This is a genomic window from Kitasatospora sp. NPDC023118 (assembly GCF_055560875.1).
In genome coordinates this window covers 1-14,118 of record NZ_JBVHHW010000043.1, presented here as the reverse complement: position 1 = coordinate 14,118, position 14,118 = coordinate 1, and the positions used below count along the sequence as shown (strand labels likewise).

The window sequence follows — 14,118 nt, the reverse complement described above, 5'->3', positions numbered from 1 at the left end:
TGCGGGAGTCCGCGCACGGACTCCCGCAGCGGCGGTGCCACAAGCGGGTTGTTCAGAAGGTCAGTTGAGCGTCCACTGCTGCAACGGCGTGTCCATGTCCGGCCGCTGGGTCAGCAGGGCGCCGTCGGAGGTGCCGGCCGTGGTCAGCAGGAGTCCGGTGTGGACGTTGGTGAGGGTGTACGCGCCGGACGGGAGCCGGGTCGCATTCCAGCGCTGGTTGTCGTTGCCGGTGCAGGTCCACTGGATCACGGCGGTGCCGGGTGCGGTGGCGCCGCCCTGGTCGTCCGCGCACAGCTGGGAGTAGGCGTTGGTGAGGGTGTAGGAGCCGTCGGGCTGCCGGGCGAAGGTCCAGCCCTGGTTCCGGCCGCCGTTGGCGGTCCAGGTGTCGAGCTGGGTGCCCGGGTTCTTGGACCAGTTGGGGTCGTCCAGCGCCTTGCCGGAGATCGACACGACGTGGGTGCCGTCGAGGCTCGGGGCGGCGGTGGTCGCGGTGAAGGTGAGGGTCTGCGCGGCGACCGGCCGGGTGTCGCCGCCAGTGCCGCTGTTGTCCCAGGTGCGCTGGGGTGAGGTGGCCACGTTCTGGGGGCCGCTGGTGAGGCTGAGCGCCAGGTCGCTGTAGCGGTTGACCAGGCGGTAGGTGCCGGTGGACGTGGACGATCCGCTGCGCGCGGGGGTCTGGACGAGGGTCTGGATGGACCACTGCTGGCCGACCGTGGGGCTGACGCCCCGTGCCTGGAGGGTCGGGGCGGCACCCCAGGCGCGTCCGGCGTCGACGGTGGAGTCGACGCCGAGCAGCTGGCCGGAGCCGGCGTTGGCGATGGTGTAGAAGCCGTCGCCGGTGGGGGCGAAGGTCCACTGCTGGGCGGCGGAGCCGGCGGTGGTGGAGGTGGTGAGGGCGCTGCCGCTCTGGGCCAGGTACTGGCCGTTGCCCGCCCCGAGCTGGTACGACGTGCCGCTGCTGACCGGGGCGGCCGGCAGGGCCGTGGCGGTGGTCGGGGCGACGGTGACCTCGGAGTACTCGCCGCTTCCGGTGGAGCAGCTCCACCAGCAGTAGGAGCGGAAGGTCCTGCCGACGACGGTGGTGCCGGTCTTGCTGCCGGAGTCCACCAACCAGCGGTACCAGGAGCTCTGCGGGCCGCCGGCGGTGCCGATGTCGGTCCACTGCTGGGTGGCGAGGTCGTCGGTGACGTAGTAGTGCTGGGGTTGGTTGGAGCCGGCCTCGTTCTCGGGGGTGCCGATGTACTTGCCGAGGTAGGCGTCCCAGGCGATGTTCAGCACGGACAGCTGCGAGGGGGCCGGCATGGTGCCGGCGGCGATCTGGGTGCCGATGCTGCCGGTCCTGGCCGGGGAGTAGCTGTCGCCGGGGGCGAGGTAGCCGGTGCCGATGCCCTGGGCGGGGACGATGTCGCTCTCGGCGCCGCCGATGCCCGGGGTGGACCAGGATCCGTTGTTCCACTTGGTCCAGGACGAGGGGGCCATCTTCCGGGAGATCGGCGCGCGGGCGACGTGCTCCTCGAAGCCGCCCCAGCCGCCGTTCTTGTCGACGGCCCGGGACATGTAGAAGACGTAGAAGTAGCCGGAGCGGTAGTCGGTGAACAGGCGTGGGTCGCCGTCGCCGTAGGAGTAGGTGCTGTTGGGGAATGTCGTGTTGTCGCCGCGCACGGTGCTGTACGGGGTGGTGATGGCGTGGTCGGCGATGGTCCAGGTGTGGCCCCGGTCCTTGGAGACGGTGTAGTCGATGGCGTCGAAGTGCAGGCCGTCGCCGAAGGGCTGTGGGGTGAACTCGTTGTGGACGAGGCCGTACCACCACCCGGTGTCGGGGTCGACCCAGACACCGGCCAGGTCGCAGTAGTTGCGCTGGGCGTAGCCGGAGCCGGCCGGCGCGTAGGTGGCGGCCAGGCCGGTGGGGCTGTTGTCGCAGCGCCAGGTGGTGTCGCCGTTGCCGTCCTGGGAGTTGGCCGGGTTCACGGCCGTACTGATCGGCGCGAGCGTGGCGGTGTCGAAGTTGGAGCCGCTGTAGAACTGCCAGCTGCGGCCGTCTGCCGTGCCGTACAGCGAGTGCGCCGACTGGTAGTAGAACTGCCCGTTGGCGTCGGTGTATCCGGCGGCCGGGGTGTCGTCGGCGTTGCCGAACGCGACGGGCGTGCCGGCCGACAGGGTGTACGGAGCGGGCGGGGCCGAGGTACCGCCCCAGACCTCGGTCGCGGAGGGCGTGCACGGGGCGAGGCCGACGCGGGCGTTGTCGACGATCGACGTTCCCTGTACGGCGACGCACTTGGCCGACTTGGCGCCGTAGACGGTGCCGTCCGGGAACCAGGCGAACTTCTGGTTCCCGCCGGAGTTGCAGCGGTAGAGCTGGAGCAGCGCGCCGGTGGCGTTGGAGCCGTTGGTGACGTCGAGGCACCTGCCGAACGCGGTGACGCTGCCGTCGGTGTTCCAGGTCCACTGCTGCTCGGCCGAGCCGTTGCAGCCGAGCAGTTGGACGGGGTTGCCGTCGGCGGTGCCGGCGTTCGCGTCGTCCAGGCATTTGCCGCCGATGGTGACCGTTCCGGCCGTGGGGGCGGCGGAGGCGTTCGGCGCGGAGGCGAGGGGGATGCCGGTCGCCGCAGCCAGGGCCAGGACCGGCACGAACGAGGCCCGTGACAGCCGAGACGTCATCCGTCTCATGGGGGGATCCTTCCGGAGGCGCGCTGCCTGCGGAGTGGGGGAGGCAGCACGACTGGTGATTAGTTCCGCCAGAATCCGAACTTATCCCTGCGGTGTCAACCCCCGTGCACGAGAACTGACCGCGTGGTGATCCGATGGTGATCGAGGGCGCGGGCCGCGGCCGCGGGGCCGACGGCCCGGAGGTGACGCACGGTCAGTGCTGAGCGGGCGTCATGGCACTGGTCGGGTCCTGGTACACGGCGTCGAGGGCGAGCAGGGCGCCGCCGCGCGCGGTGCCGGTCAGTCCGGTGGTGGACAGGACGATCTCGCAGCCGCCGGCGTCCGGCGCCATCACGCGCTCGCGGACCTGGGTGGTCACGCTGTCGAGCAGGTACTCGCCGAAGAAGGCGAAGTGGCCGCCGAGGACGATGAGTCGGGGATTGAGGATGTCGGCCAGCAGGGCGAGCCCGGGGGCGAGGTTGTCGGCGATTCGCTGCAGCGCCTCCAGTGTGCGGGCGTCCCCGGCGCGGGCGCGGTCGCGCAGTTCGGCGAGGCGGCGCTCCAGGTCCACCATCGGGTCCCAGACCAGGTCGCCGGGGTCGGCGGCGTAGCGCAGCAGGGCGCCGCGGCCGATGGCGGTCTCCCAGCAGCCGCGCCGGCCGCAGGCGCACAGCTGCTCGGAGGGCACCAGCTGCAGGTGGCCGACCTCGCCCGCGTAGCCGCGGGCGCCGCGCACCAGCTGCCCGCCGGTGATGATGCCCACCCCGACCCCGGTCTGGCCGGTGACGTGGACGAGGTCGCGGACGCCCGCGGCGGAGGCGGTCACGTACTCGGCCAGGGCGCCGAGCTTCGCGTCGTTCTCCAGGTGCATCTCCGGGGCGCCCGGCCCCAGGCGCTCGCGCAGACCGGCGATGGCGGGTACGTCCCGCCAGCCGATGTTGGACGCGAAGCCGACGGTGCCGGTGGCCATGTCGGTGGCGCCGGGCGTGGCCAGGGTGACCCCCGCGACGCGTCCGCCGTCGCGGCGCAGTGCCTCGATGCCTCGGGCGACCAGCTGCGCGGTGGTGTCCAGGGTGGCGTCGGGCCCGGCGGCCCGGACGTCGAAGGGGATCCGCTGCTCCGCGGTGATCTCGCCCTTGAGGTTGAGGGCGAGGAGGCTGACGTAGTCGACGTTGATCTCGGCGCCGATGCCGTGCACTCCGCTGCCGTCGATCTCCACGGCCTGCCCGGGCCGGCCGACGGTGCCTCTGTCTCTCTCGGCCTCGCCTTCGCGGATCAGGCGGCCCTCCAGCAGCTCCGCGGTCAGGTTGGAGACGGTCGCCTTGGGCAGGCCGGTGTCCTCGGAGATGCGGGCGCGCGAGCGGGGCCCCTCGTCGCGCAGCAGTCGCAGCACCATGCCCAGGTTGGCCCGGCGGGACGATGAGCGGTCGCGGGCGACGGCCGGGCCCGCCATGGCCAGACTCCGTACGCCCGACCCCTGAAGCGCTGCCTTCACGAACGGCTCCTCTCCTGCGTCCACCCGAGGCCGGCCGGGCTCAGGCCGCGCGACCTGTGATCACGGGTGCCGCCGGTCTCCTTCCACTGCCTCTTGACTTTATCAGGGTTGGTTCAAACAATAACCGAACGAATTGGCTGGTTCCCGCTTCCCTCCACCCGGGCACGAGGAGACACACGTGAAGGCAAGACCTGTTTCGATGGCCGCCGCGCTCGCGGTCGTGATGGCGGCGGCCGTCGTCGCCGGCTGCTCGTCCAGCGGCGGCGGAAGCGGCGACTCGGGTGCCGCGTCGGGCCCGGTCAAGCTCGACTTCTGGGGCTGGGCCCCGGGCTACGACGAGTCGATCGCCCAGTTCAACAAGACCCACCCGGACATCCAGGTCACCTTCGACAAGACCGCCTCCGGCTCCAAGGGCGGCTACACCAAGATGCTCACCGCCGCCAAGGCCGGCAACGCCCCCTGCCTGGCCCAGGTCGGCTACGAGACCCTGCCCAGCTTCGCCGCCGCGGGCGCCCTCACCGACATCGGCAAGTACACCGCCGACGCCAAGGGCCAGTTCGCCGACTGGGCCTGGAACCAGGTCACCGTCGACGGCCACACCTACGGCATCCCGGTCGACACCGCGCCGATGGCCCTGATGTACCGCAAGGACCTGTTCGCCAAGTACGGCATCGACAAGCCCCCGGCCACCTGGGACGAGTACGCGGCCGACGCCGCCAAGGTGCACGCCGCCGACCCGACCGTCTACCTCGGCAACTTCGGCAACGACGCCTACAACTACGCCGGGCTCGCCTGGCAGGCCGGTGCCAAGTGGTTCGGCACCGGCAACGACCAGTGGCAGGTGAGCCTGAACAGCGACGCCAACAAGAAGGTCGCCTCCTACTGGCAGGACCTGCTGGACAAGAAGCTGCTGAAGACCGACCCGAGCAACGACGCCTCGCAGTTCAGCGACATGGCGAACGGCAAGATCCTCTCGGACGTCAACGCGGTCTGGGACGCCCCGATCATCGCCACCAGCGTCAAGGACGGCGCCGGCCAGTGGGCCGTCGCCCCGATGCCGGTCTGGGACGCCGCCAACCCCGCGTACGGCAACGACGGCGGATCGGCCACCGCCGTCCTCAAGGGCTGCGCCCACGCCAAGGAGGCCGCCGAGTTCGCCACCTGGATGAGCACCGACGCCGACAGCGTCGGCAACCTGATCAAGGTCACCGGCATCTACCCGGCCGCGACCTCGGGCCTGTCCAACCCCGCGCTCACCCAGCCCGACCCGTTCTACGGCGGCCAGACCATCTACGACGTCTTCAAGGCCGAGACCGCCCACATCACCACCACCTGGCAGTGGGGCCCCACCATGACACAGACCTCCACCGACCTCGGCGACGGGCTCGGCAAGGCCGGCACCGGCGGCGCCACCCTGCCGAACGTGCTCGCCGACGTGCAGGGCAAGACGGTGGCCGGGATGAAGCAGCAGGGTCTCGCCGTCTCCGGCTGACGCCCCACCGACCGGCCCCGCGCCATCCCCCACGGGCGCGGGGCCACCCACCGACTGGCCCCGCACCGCCCCGACCACAACCGGTGCGGGGCCGAGCACCGGCCGGCCCCGCACCGCCCGCCGCTCGGCGGCACGGGACCGGTCGGGCCGCCGACCCGCATGCCGGACGGGGTCGGCCCGCCGGGACGCGGCGCGGCCGGACGCGGCATGCCGTCAGGACCGGCGCCCGGCCCGATCAAGGAGAGACGACACCCATGACCACCGCCCTCGCCGGGCGGACAGCACCGCAGGAACCGGCCGCCCGGCCGGCTCGGCGCCGCCGCGGCCCGGCCCGGACCGTCGCGCTGTTCCTGGCTCCGTTCCTGCTGCTGTTCACGGCCCTGTACCTGGCGCCGATCGGCTACACCGTCTACCAGAGCCTGTTCCGGATGCACCGCTCCGGCCTCGGCCTCTCGGCACCCACCCAGGCCTTCGCCGGCCTCGGCAACTACGCCACCGCGCTGGGCGATCCGCAGTTCCGCGGCTCGCTGCTGCGGGTGCTGCTGATCGGCGTGGTCCAGGTGCCGCTGATGCTGCTGCTGGCGTTGGTCCTGGCGCTGCTGCTGGACGCGAAGTCGACCATGTTCAGACGGTTCTTCCGGCTGGCCTTCTTCCTGCCCTACGCCCTGCCCGGCGTGGTCGGCGCGATCATGTGGTCCTACCTGGTCGCCCCCGGCCTGAGCCCGATCACCGCCGCCGCCCAGCACCTGGGCCTGCACCTGAACCTGACTTCCGACGGCATGCTCGGCCCGACCATCGGCAACATGCTGACCTGGGGCTGGACCGGCTACAACATGCTGATCATCTACTCCGCGCTGCAGGCCATCCCGGCAGAACTCAGCGAGGCGGCCACGATGGACGGCTGCTCGGCCTTCGGCATCGCCTGGCGCATCAAGGTGCCGATGATCCGCCCGGCCCTGGTGCTGACCACGGTGTTCTCCATCATCGGCACCGCCCAGCTCTACAACGAGCCCGCGATCCTGCACAACGTCGCCCCCAACCTGAGCAGCGCCTACACCCCCATCTACGCCGCCTACAACGCCGTGGACGCCAACAACTTCAACATCGCCGCGACCGAGTCCGTCGTGCTCGCGCTGCTGGCGTTCGTGCTGTCCTTCGGCTTCCTCAAGCTCGTCCAGCGCCGCGGAGACGCCCTGTGAACACCACCCGCGCAGCCCGGTACACGGCCTCCCGCTGGCTCACGCTCGGCGTGCTGCTGATCGCCTCCGTCTACTTCCTCGCCCCGGTGTGGTGGCTGCTGGTCGCCTCGACCAAGAGCAGCAGCGGCCTGTTCTCCGGAAACGGCTTCTGGTTCGGCGACTTCGCCCTCCTCGACAACCTGCGGGACGTGTTCACCCGCCAGGACGGCATCTACTGGCAGTGGCTGGGCAACAGCGCCCTCTACGCGGTGGGCGGCGCGGGCGTCAGCACCCTGATCTCCGCGCTGGCGGGCTACACGCTCGCCAAGTACCGGTTCCGCGGACGGGAGTTGACGTTCAACGGTGTCCTCGCCGCCGTGCTCGTGCCGCAGCCGCTGCTGGCCGTGCCGCTCTACCTGATGTTCTCCCAGCTGCACCTGGTGAACTCCTACTGGGCGGTCCTGCTGCCCAGCATGGTCAGCCCGTTCGGGGTCTACCTGGCCCGGATCTACGCCGCCGCCTCCGTGCCCGACGAGCTCATCGAGGCCGGACGGATCGACGGCGCCGGGGAGTTCCGGATCTTCGCCACCATCGCGCTGCGGGTGATGTCCCCGGCGCTGGTCACGATCTTCCTGTTCCAGTTCGTCTCCATCTGGACCAACTACCTGTTGCCCGTGCTGATGCTGGCCAACGACCACCTCCAGCCGGTCACCGTCGGGGTCGTCGGCTGGCAGGCCCAGCGGGCGATCGGCCCCGGTGCGCCGCCGCTCAACATCGTGGTCACCGCCGCCATGGTCTCGGCGATACCCCTGGTCGTCCTGTTCCTGTCCCTGCAACGCTTCTGGCGCGCCGGCCTCACCGCCGGCAGCGTCAAATGAGGAGGCCCGGCGTGCCCGCCCGGTACCACCTGCGGTTCCAGCTCCACCCCACCCCGGACGCAGCCGAACGCGCCGCCGAACTCGCCTCGTTCTGCCGGGAGGCGGGAGTCGACGAGGTCGTCCTGCTGCTCGGGGCCGAGGAGCTGTACACCGGCCACCCCGCGGGCGAGGCCGAGAACCGCCTCTACGACACCGCGGCGACGGCCGTCACGGCCCTGCGCGAGGCCGGCCTCGACGTCAGTCTCAATCCATGGGTCACCGCCGGCCACGCCGACCGCGGCCGGGCCGACCGCCTCGGCTTCACCCCCATGGTCGGCCCGGACGGCACGGTGGCCACTGCCCAGGCGTCGCTTGCCTGCCCACGCTTCCGTGCCTGGATCACCGCCCACTACGCCCGCTTCGCCGACCTCGGCTTCCGCGTGCTGTGGCTGGAGGACGACTTCCGCTACCACAACCACGCGCCGCTGCCCTGGGGCGGCGGCTTCGAACCGCTGATGCTGGAGCGCCTCGCCGCGCTGGTGGGGGAGGAGGTGACCCGGGAGCAGGTCGTCGCCGCCGTCACCGCACCCGGCGCTCCGCACCCGTGGCGCGCCCTGCTGCAACAGGTATGGCGTACCGCGCAGTTGGAGGTCGCCGGCGAGGTGGCGGCAGCGGTCGCGAAGGCGTCCGGCGGACGCTCGCAGCTCGGCCTGATGAGCTCCGAGCCCGGCGTCCACTCCGTCGAGGGCCGCGACTGGCCCGCCCTCTTCGACGCGCTCGCCATCGACGGGCAGGCCTCGCACCGCCCGCACTTCGCCCGGTACAGCGACGCTCCTGGGCGCGAACTCAGCTTCTCCGTCTGGATGCTGGAGGTCCAGCGGGCCCTGCGGCCGCCGTACGTGCGCAGCGAACCCGAGATCGAGAACTGGCCGCACACCGCCTGGTCCAAGTCCGACACCCAGACCTGGTCCGAACTGGTCGCCGCCCAGCTCGCGGGCTCGGACGCCATGTTCCTCAACGTCCACCCCATGCAGTCGGGTTCGGCCGGACGTTTCCCGCGCGTCGCCGAGCTGCTGCGCCGTTCCCGGCCCGCGCTCGACCTGATCGCCGGGCCCGCGCCGCGCACCTACGGCGTGGCGCTGCCGGTGCGCCAGGACGCCGCCGGGCACGTCCGCACCCGGCGGGGCGGCGACCTCGCCGAACTGGCCGTCGACCCCGGTCCTGCCGCGGACTTCCTGCTCCGCTACGGCGTGCCGGTCACCGCCGAGGACGCCCCGGTCAGGGTGCTGTTCGGGCAACTCGCCTGGGCCTGCGACGACACCGAGATCCGGCGGATGCTCACCGGCGGCCTGCTGCTGGACGGCACCGCCGCGTCCATCCTCCGGGCGCGCGGGTTCGGGGACCTGCTGGGCGTGACCGTCGAGGAGATCGTCGAGCGTGAGAGCCCGTGTGAGCCGGGCCCGTACGCGCTGGAGCGCGTGCTCTCGGAGGACGGCGCCGGCGCGTACCTGAGCGTCAACGTCCAGCCGGCCCTGGCCCGGCTCAGGCCCGCGGCGGAAGCCGAGACCTGGACCGAGATCCTGACCCCGGACCACCGGGTCTGGGGTGCCGGCCGGTGCGTCTTCACCAACGGACTCGGCGGCCGCGTCGGAGTGTTGGCCGCCACCGCCGTCGAGCTGCTGCCCTACGACGACGACGGCCAGCGCCTTCTGCACGCCATGGTCCGCCACCTGGAAGGCGACACGCCGACCCTGCCGCTGGTCACCGGCGGCCCCCACCTGATCCCGCACCTGACCCGCACCGAGGACGGCTGGCGGCTCGCGGTCGCCAACGGCAGCGCCGACCCGGCCCATCCGCAGGTGCACCTGCCCGGCGGCGCCGTCCGCGCCGAGGGCACCCTGCTGCGCCCCTTGGCCGATCCCGAGGCCGTCGCCGCCACCACCACCGGCCGCACCGTCGAGGTCGACCGAAACCTGCCGCACCGCGGCTGGCTGCTCCTCGACTGGCGGTAGCGGCGGACGACCGGGGCCCTCGACGGCGAGGAGCCCCGTGAACGACGACCGGCCGCCGGTTCCCACGGGACCGGCGGCCGTCCTCGCGCCGAGGCGGCTGCCTTCCCCGCCGCCACGCTCCATCCTGCCCGCCGCCTGCGACGGTCCAGCGCCCAGGTGGACGGGCCGGTGGTCGAGCCGTCGATCGACGACCTGGCTCCAGGGAGGTCGAGGGAGGGCGGATCGTGGCCGTCGAGACGCCCAGCGGCCCGGCCGCGTCGGTGACCTTGATCCGGCCCTGCTCGCGCAGGAGACGGCGCGGCCACTACTGCGATCGCATGCGCGGTATTGATCAAAAGTGATTGAATGCACTATAAAGCAAGCAGTCACGAGCATCAATGATCATCATTGCGCATGAGAGGATCACCATGAGTCACGTCGAGCGGGAGATCGCCAGCCAGCCGGAGTGCTGGCGCCGGGCGCTGGAGCTGGAGCCCGCCGGACTGCCGAAGCGCGGTGAGCGGGTGGCCGTGATCGGCTGCGGCACCTCGCTCTACATCGCGCAGGCGTACGCGTCGCTGCGCGAGGCCGCGGGACTCGGGGAGACCGACGCGTTCGCGGCCTCCGAGTTCCCGGCCGCCCGCGGCTACGACCGGCTGGTCGCCATCAGTCGCTCCGGCACGACGACCGAGGTGCTCGCCGCCCTCGCTCGCGCCGGGCACATCCCCAGCACGGCGCTCACCGGTGACCTCGACACGCCGATCAGCACGGCCGCGAACGCCGTGGTGGACCTGGAGTTCGCGGACGAGAAGTCGGTGGTGCAGACCCGCTTCGCCACCACGGCGCTGGCGCTGCTGCGTGGCCACCTCGGCCTCGCGCCGACCGACCTGTCCGAGCAGGCCGAGCGGGCGCTGGCCGAGCCGCTGCCCGAAGGAGCCGCCGCGGCGGGCCAGTTCACCTTCGTCGGCACCGGCTGGACCGTCGGCCTGGCCAACGAGGCGGCGCTCAAGCTCCGCGAGGCTTCCGGCGCCTGGACCGAGTCGTACCCGGCGATGGAGTACCGGCACGGCCCGATCAGCATCGCCGCCCCGGGCCGCGTGGTGTGGTTCTTCGGGGAGCCGCCGACCGGGCTGCTGGAGCAGGTCCAGGGCATCGGCGCCATCACCTCCGTGACCGACCTCGACCCGCTGGCCGATCTGGTGCGCGCCCAGCGCCTGGCCGTGGAGCTGGCCAAGGCCGGCGGCCTGGACCCCGACCAGCCGCGCAACCTGACCCGCTCGATCGTGCTGGCCCAGCCGTGACCAGAGTGATCGCCCTCGATGTCGGCGGCACCTACATCAAGGGCGGCGCGGCCGGCGAGGACGGCATCCTGCGGGAGACCGACCGCTGGTTCACCGGCGCCGAGCGCGGCCCGGACGCGGTGCTGGAGACGGTGCTGGCGGCGGCCCGCGAACTGGCCGACCGGCACCGCCCGGCGGCGGCGGGCATCGCGGTGCCCGGCATCGTCGACGAGGCGTCAGGGACCTCGGTCCTGGCGGCCAACCTCGGCTGGCACCAACTGCCGCTCCGGGACCGGCTCGCCGAGGAGTTGGGCGTCCCGGTGGCGCTGGGCCACGACGTTCGGGCCGGCGGCCTGGCCGAAGCGCGCATCGGCGCTGGGCGCGGCAGCCGGGACTTCCTCTTCGTCCCGGTCGGCACCGGCATCGCGGCAGCCGTCATGTCCGACGGACAGGCGGTGACCGGCAGCCACGTACGGGCCGGGGAGCTCGGACACCTGGTCGTCCGGCCCGACGGCCAGGCCTGCCCCTGCGGCGGCCGGGGCTGCCTGGAGACCGTCGCCTCGGCGGCCGCCATCGCCCGCCGCTACGCCGCCGCCACCGGGGAGAACGGGAACACCGCCAAGGACGTCGGCGAGCGCGCCGCCGCCGGGGACCAGGCCGCCGTCACGGTCTGGACCGAGGCGGTCGAGGCGCTCGCCGACGCCCTGACCGCCGCCATCACGCTGCTCGACCCCGAGCGCATCGTGATCGGCGGCGGCCTCGCCCGGGCCGGCGACCCGTACTTCACGCCCCTGCGCGCGGCGGTCGCCGAGCGGCTCACCTTCCAGACGCTGCCGCGGATCCTCCCCGCCGAACTCGGCCACGAGGCCGGCTGCCAGGGCGCCGCCCTGCTGGCCCATGACCTGCTGCGGCGAAAGGCCGGCCGGTGATCCTGACCGTCACGCTGAACGCCGCGCTCGACGTCACCTACTGGGTCGACCGGCTGCGTCCGCAAGGGAGCAACCGGGTGCGGGCGAAGGCCGAACGGGCCGGCGGCAAGGGCGTCAACGTCTCCCGGGTGCTGCACGTCCTCGGCCGCGAGACCGTGGTCACCGGCTTCGCCGGAGGAACCGCGGGCGCGACGCTGCGGCGCGAGCTCGCCGCCGCCCGCCTGCCCGAACGCCTGCTGCCGATCGCCGGGGAGACCCGTCGCACGGTGGCGGTGGTGGACGAGAGCGCCGGGGACACCACCATCCTGCTCGAACCGGGCCCGGCGATCTCGACCGAGGACTGGGCCCGGCTGCTCGACCACCTCGACGCCCTCCTGCCCCAGGCGTCGGCGGTGGTGTTCTCCGGCAGCCTGCCGCCGGGCGCGCCCGAGGACGCGTACGGCCAACTGGTGCGGCTGGCCCGCGCACACCGAGTCCCGGCAGTGGTCGACGCGGACGGTGCCGCGCTGCGGGCCGCGCTGGCGGCCGGCCCCGACCTGGTCAAGCCGAACGCCGACGAACTCGCCGCCGCCACCGGCCTGACGGACCCGGTCGCCGCCGCCGGTGCGCTGGTCGACGGCGGAGCCGGGGCGGTGGTCGCCTCACTCGGCCCCGACGGCCTCATCGCCGTGACACCGCAGGGGAGTTGGCGGGCCAGGCCGCCGGAGCACCTGGCCGGAAACCCCACCGGAGCAGGGGACGCCGCAGTGGCCGCCCTGACGCTCGGCCTGGTCGACGTCACCCCCTGGCCGGAGCGGCTGGCCGAGGCGGTGGCCCTGTCCGCCGCCGCCGTGCGCGCCCCGCTGGCCGGCGACTTCGACCCCGATGTCCACCACCGCCTGCGACCGCTGGTGGACGTCCACCCCCTGCACCCTCAGAGGAGCCCCCGATGCCCTTGACTGGAACCGGCGCCATCGTCACCCCCGCGGCGGACGCCGCGCGCGGGGTGGGCGCGTTCAACGTCATCCAGCTCGAACACGCCCAGGCCATCGTGGCGGGCGCGGAGGACGCCGGTGCCCCGGTGGTCCTGCAGCTGAGCGAGAACGCCGTCCGCTACCACGGGGCGCTCGCCCCGATAGCCTCCGCCGTGCTCGCCACCGCCCGCACCGCCTCAGTGCCGGTCGCGGTCCACCTCGACCACGCGACCTCGGCGGACCTGGTGGTCGAGGCCGTCGAACTCGGCTTCTCCTCGGTCATGTTCGACGCCTCCGTGCTGCCCTACGAGGAGAACGTCCGCGCCACCGCCGAGGTGGTCGCCCGCTGCCACGACGCGGGCGTGTGGGTGGAGGCCGAGCTCGGCGAGGTCGGCGGCAAAGACGGCGTGCACGCCCCCGGCGCGCGAACCGTTCCCGCCGAGGCCGCCGCCTTCGTCGCCGCGACCGGCGTCGACGCCCTCGCGGTGGCCGTCGGGACCTCCCACGCCATGCTCACCCGCGACGCCGTCCTCGACTTCGACCTGATCGCCGAACTGCGCGCAGCCGTCCCGGTCCCGCTGGTCCTGCACGGCTCCTCCGGTGTGGCCGACGAGCACCTGACCCGCGCCGTCGAGCACGGCATGACCAAGGTCAACATCGCCACCCACCTCAACCAGGTCTTCACCGGCGCCGTGCGGCGCACCCTCGAAGACAACCCCGAGCTCGTCGACACCCGCCGTTACCTCGGCTCCGGTCGCACGGCCATGGCGGCGGAGGTCACCCGCCTGCTGCGCGTCCTCAAGGCACCGACGGCCTGAGGACGGTGACGCGCCGAGGCCCCTCCCGGGTGGGACGGGCCTCGGCGTCGTGCTGCTCGGGGCTCGGCTCAGGCGGACTTGACGGTGGAGAAGGTCTCGCCGCCGCGGACCCACCGGCCGTGGCGCATGACGGCGACCAGGTCGTAGCCGTCGGAGTCGAGCACGACCAGGTCGGCGAGCTTGCCGGTCTCCAGCGAGCCGACCGAGTCGGCGAGGCCGAGCAGCCGGGCCGGGGCCGTGGAGAGCGATTCAGCGGCCTGATCGAGTGTCAATTTATTGACTTGAACAGATCTTTGGAATGCGCGGTCGAGCGTGAGCGTCGAGCCGGCGATGGAACTGCCGTCGGACAGCATCGCGACGCCGTTCTTGACCTCGACCTGGAGGGGGCCGAGGGGGTAGAGGCCGTCGCCCATGCCGGCGGCGCCCATGGCGTCGGTGATCAGGGCGACGCGGTGGGCGCCGGCGGTGCCGTAGGCGAG

General features: G+C 72.7%; 11 protein-coding genes. 8 read left to right on the top strand and 3 right to left on the bottom strand.

What is annotated here, in order from left to right; translation table 11 throughout:
- Positions 1–60: 60 nt before the first annotated feature.
- Both ACZ3UD_RS34425 and ACZ3UD_RS34420 read right to left on the bottom strand, forming a co-directional pair.
- A complete protein-coding gene (locus ACZ3UD_RS34425; protein ID WP_465596895.1) occupies positions 61–2,667 on the bottom strand; it encodes an RICIN domain-containing protein in 2,607 nt (868 codons plus the stop codon).
- Between the two features lie 193 nt (positions 2,668–2,860).
- Complete coding sequence (locus tag ACZ3UD_RS34420; protein ID WP_465596892.1) at positions 2,861–4,141, bottom strand: ROK family transcriptional regulator; 1,281 nt, start codon at positions 4,139–4,141, stop codon at positions 2,861–2,863.
- Positions 4,142–4,319: 178 nt separating this feature from the next.
- Between ACZ3UD_RS34420 and ACZ3UD_RS34415 the strand changes: the two genes are divergently transcribed.
- The 8 genes from ACZ3UD_RS34415 to ACZ3UD_RS34380 all read left to right on the top strand — a co-directional run bounded on the left by ACZ3UD_RS34415 (position 4,320) and on the right by ACZ3UD_RS34380 (position 13,639).
- Positions 4,320–5,633 (top strand): ABC transporter substrate-binding protein, encoded by a 1,314-nt coding sequence (locus ACZ3UD_RS34415; RefSeq protein WP_465596889.1) that lies wholly within the window; start codon positions 4,320–4,322, stop codon positions 5,631–5,633.
- A 254-nt stretch (positions 5,634–5,887) separates the two neighbouring features.
- Positions 5,888–6,832 (top strand): carbohydrate ABC transporter permease, encoded by a 945-nt coding sequence (locus tag ACZ3UD_RS34410; RefSeq protein WP_465596886.1) that lies wholly within the window; start codon positions 5,888–5,890, stop codon positions 6,830–6,832.
- Positions 6,829–7,689: a carbohydrate ABC transporter permease gene (locus tag ACZ3UD_RS34405; protein WP_465596883.1), complete on the top strand. Its 861-nt coding sequence runs from the start codon at positions 6,829–6,831 to the stop codon at positions 7,687–7,689. The genes ACZ3UD_RS34410 and ACZ3UD_RS34405 overlap by 4 nt, the downstream gene beginning before the upstream one ends.
- Positions 7,690–7,700: 11 nt before the next feature.
- Complete coding sequence (locus tag ACZ3UD_RS34400) at positions 7,701–9,680, top strand: hypothetical protein (RefSeq protein ID WP_465596880.1); 1,980 nt, start codon at positions 7,701–7,703, stop codon at positions 9,678–9,680.
- Between the two features lie 407 nt (positions 9,681–10,087).
- Entirely contained in the window at positions 10,088–10,960 is an 873-nt protein-coding gene (locus ACZ3UD_RS34395; RefSeq protein ID WP_465596877.1) for an SIS domain-containing protein, read from the top strand.
- Positions 10,957–11,868: an ROK family protein gene (locus ACZ3UD_RS34390; RefSeq protein WP_465596874.1), complete on the top strand. Its 912-nt coding sequence runs from the start codon at positions 10,957–10,959 to the stop codon at positions 11,866–11,868. Before ACZ3UD_RS34395 ends, ACZ3UD_RS34390 begins: the two co-directional genes overlap by 4 nt.
- On the top strand, positions 11,865–12,806 hold the full coding sequence (locus tag ACZ3UD_RS34385) for a 1-phosphofructokinase family hexose kinase (protein ID WP_465596871.1): 942 nt from the start codon (positions 11,865–11,867) through the stop codon (positions 12,804–12,806). The genes ACZ3UD_RS34390 and ACZ3UD_RS34385 overlap by 4 nt, the downstream gene beginning before the upstream one ends.
- Positions 12,797–13,639 carry a class II fructose-bisphosphate aldolase gene (locus tag ACZ3UD_RS34380; protein WP_465596868.1) on the top strand — a complete coding sequence of 281 codons (843 nt, stop codon included), beginning with the start codon at positions 12,797–12,799 and terminating at the stop codon, positions 13,637–13,639. Before ACZ3UD_RS34385 ends, ACZ3UD_RS34380 begins: the two co-directional genes overlap by 10 nt.
- 68 nt (positions 13,640–13,707) lie before the next feature.
- Here ACZ3UD_RS34380 and ACZ3UD_RS34375 read toward each other — a convergent pair.
- Positions 13,708–14,118, bottom strand: a 411-nt coding sequence (locus ACZ3UD_RS34375) for an amidohydrolase family protein (protein WP_465596865.1), incomplete at its 5' end; no start/stop codon positions are given.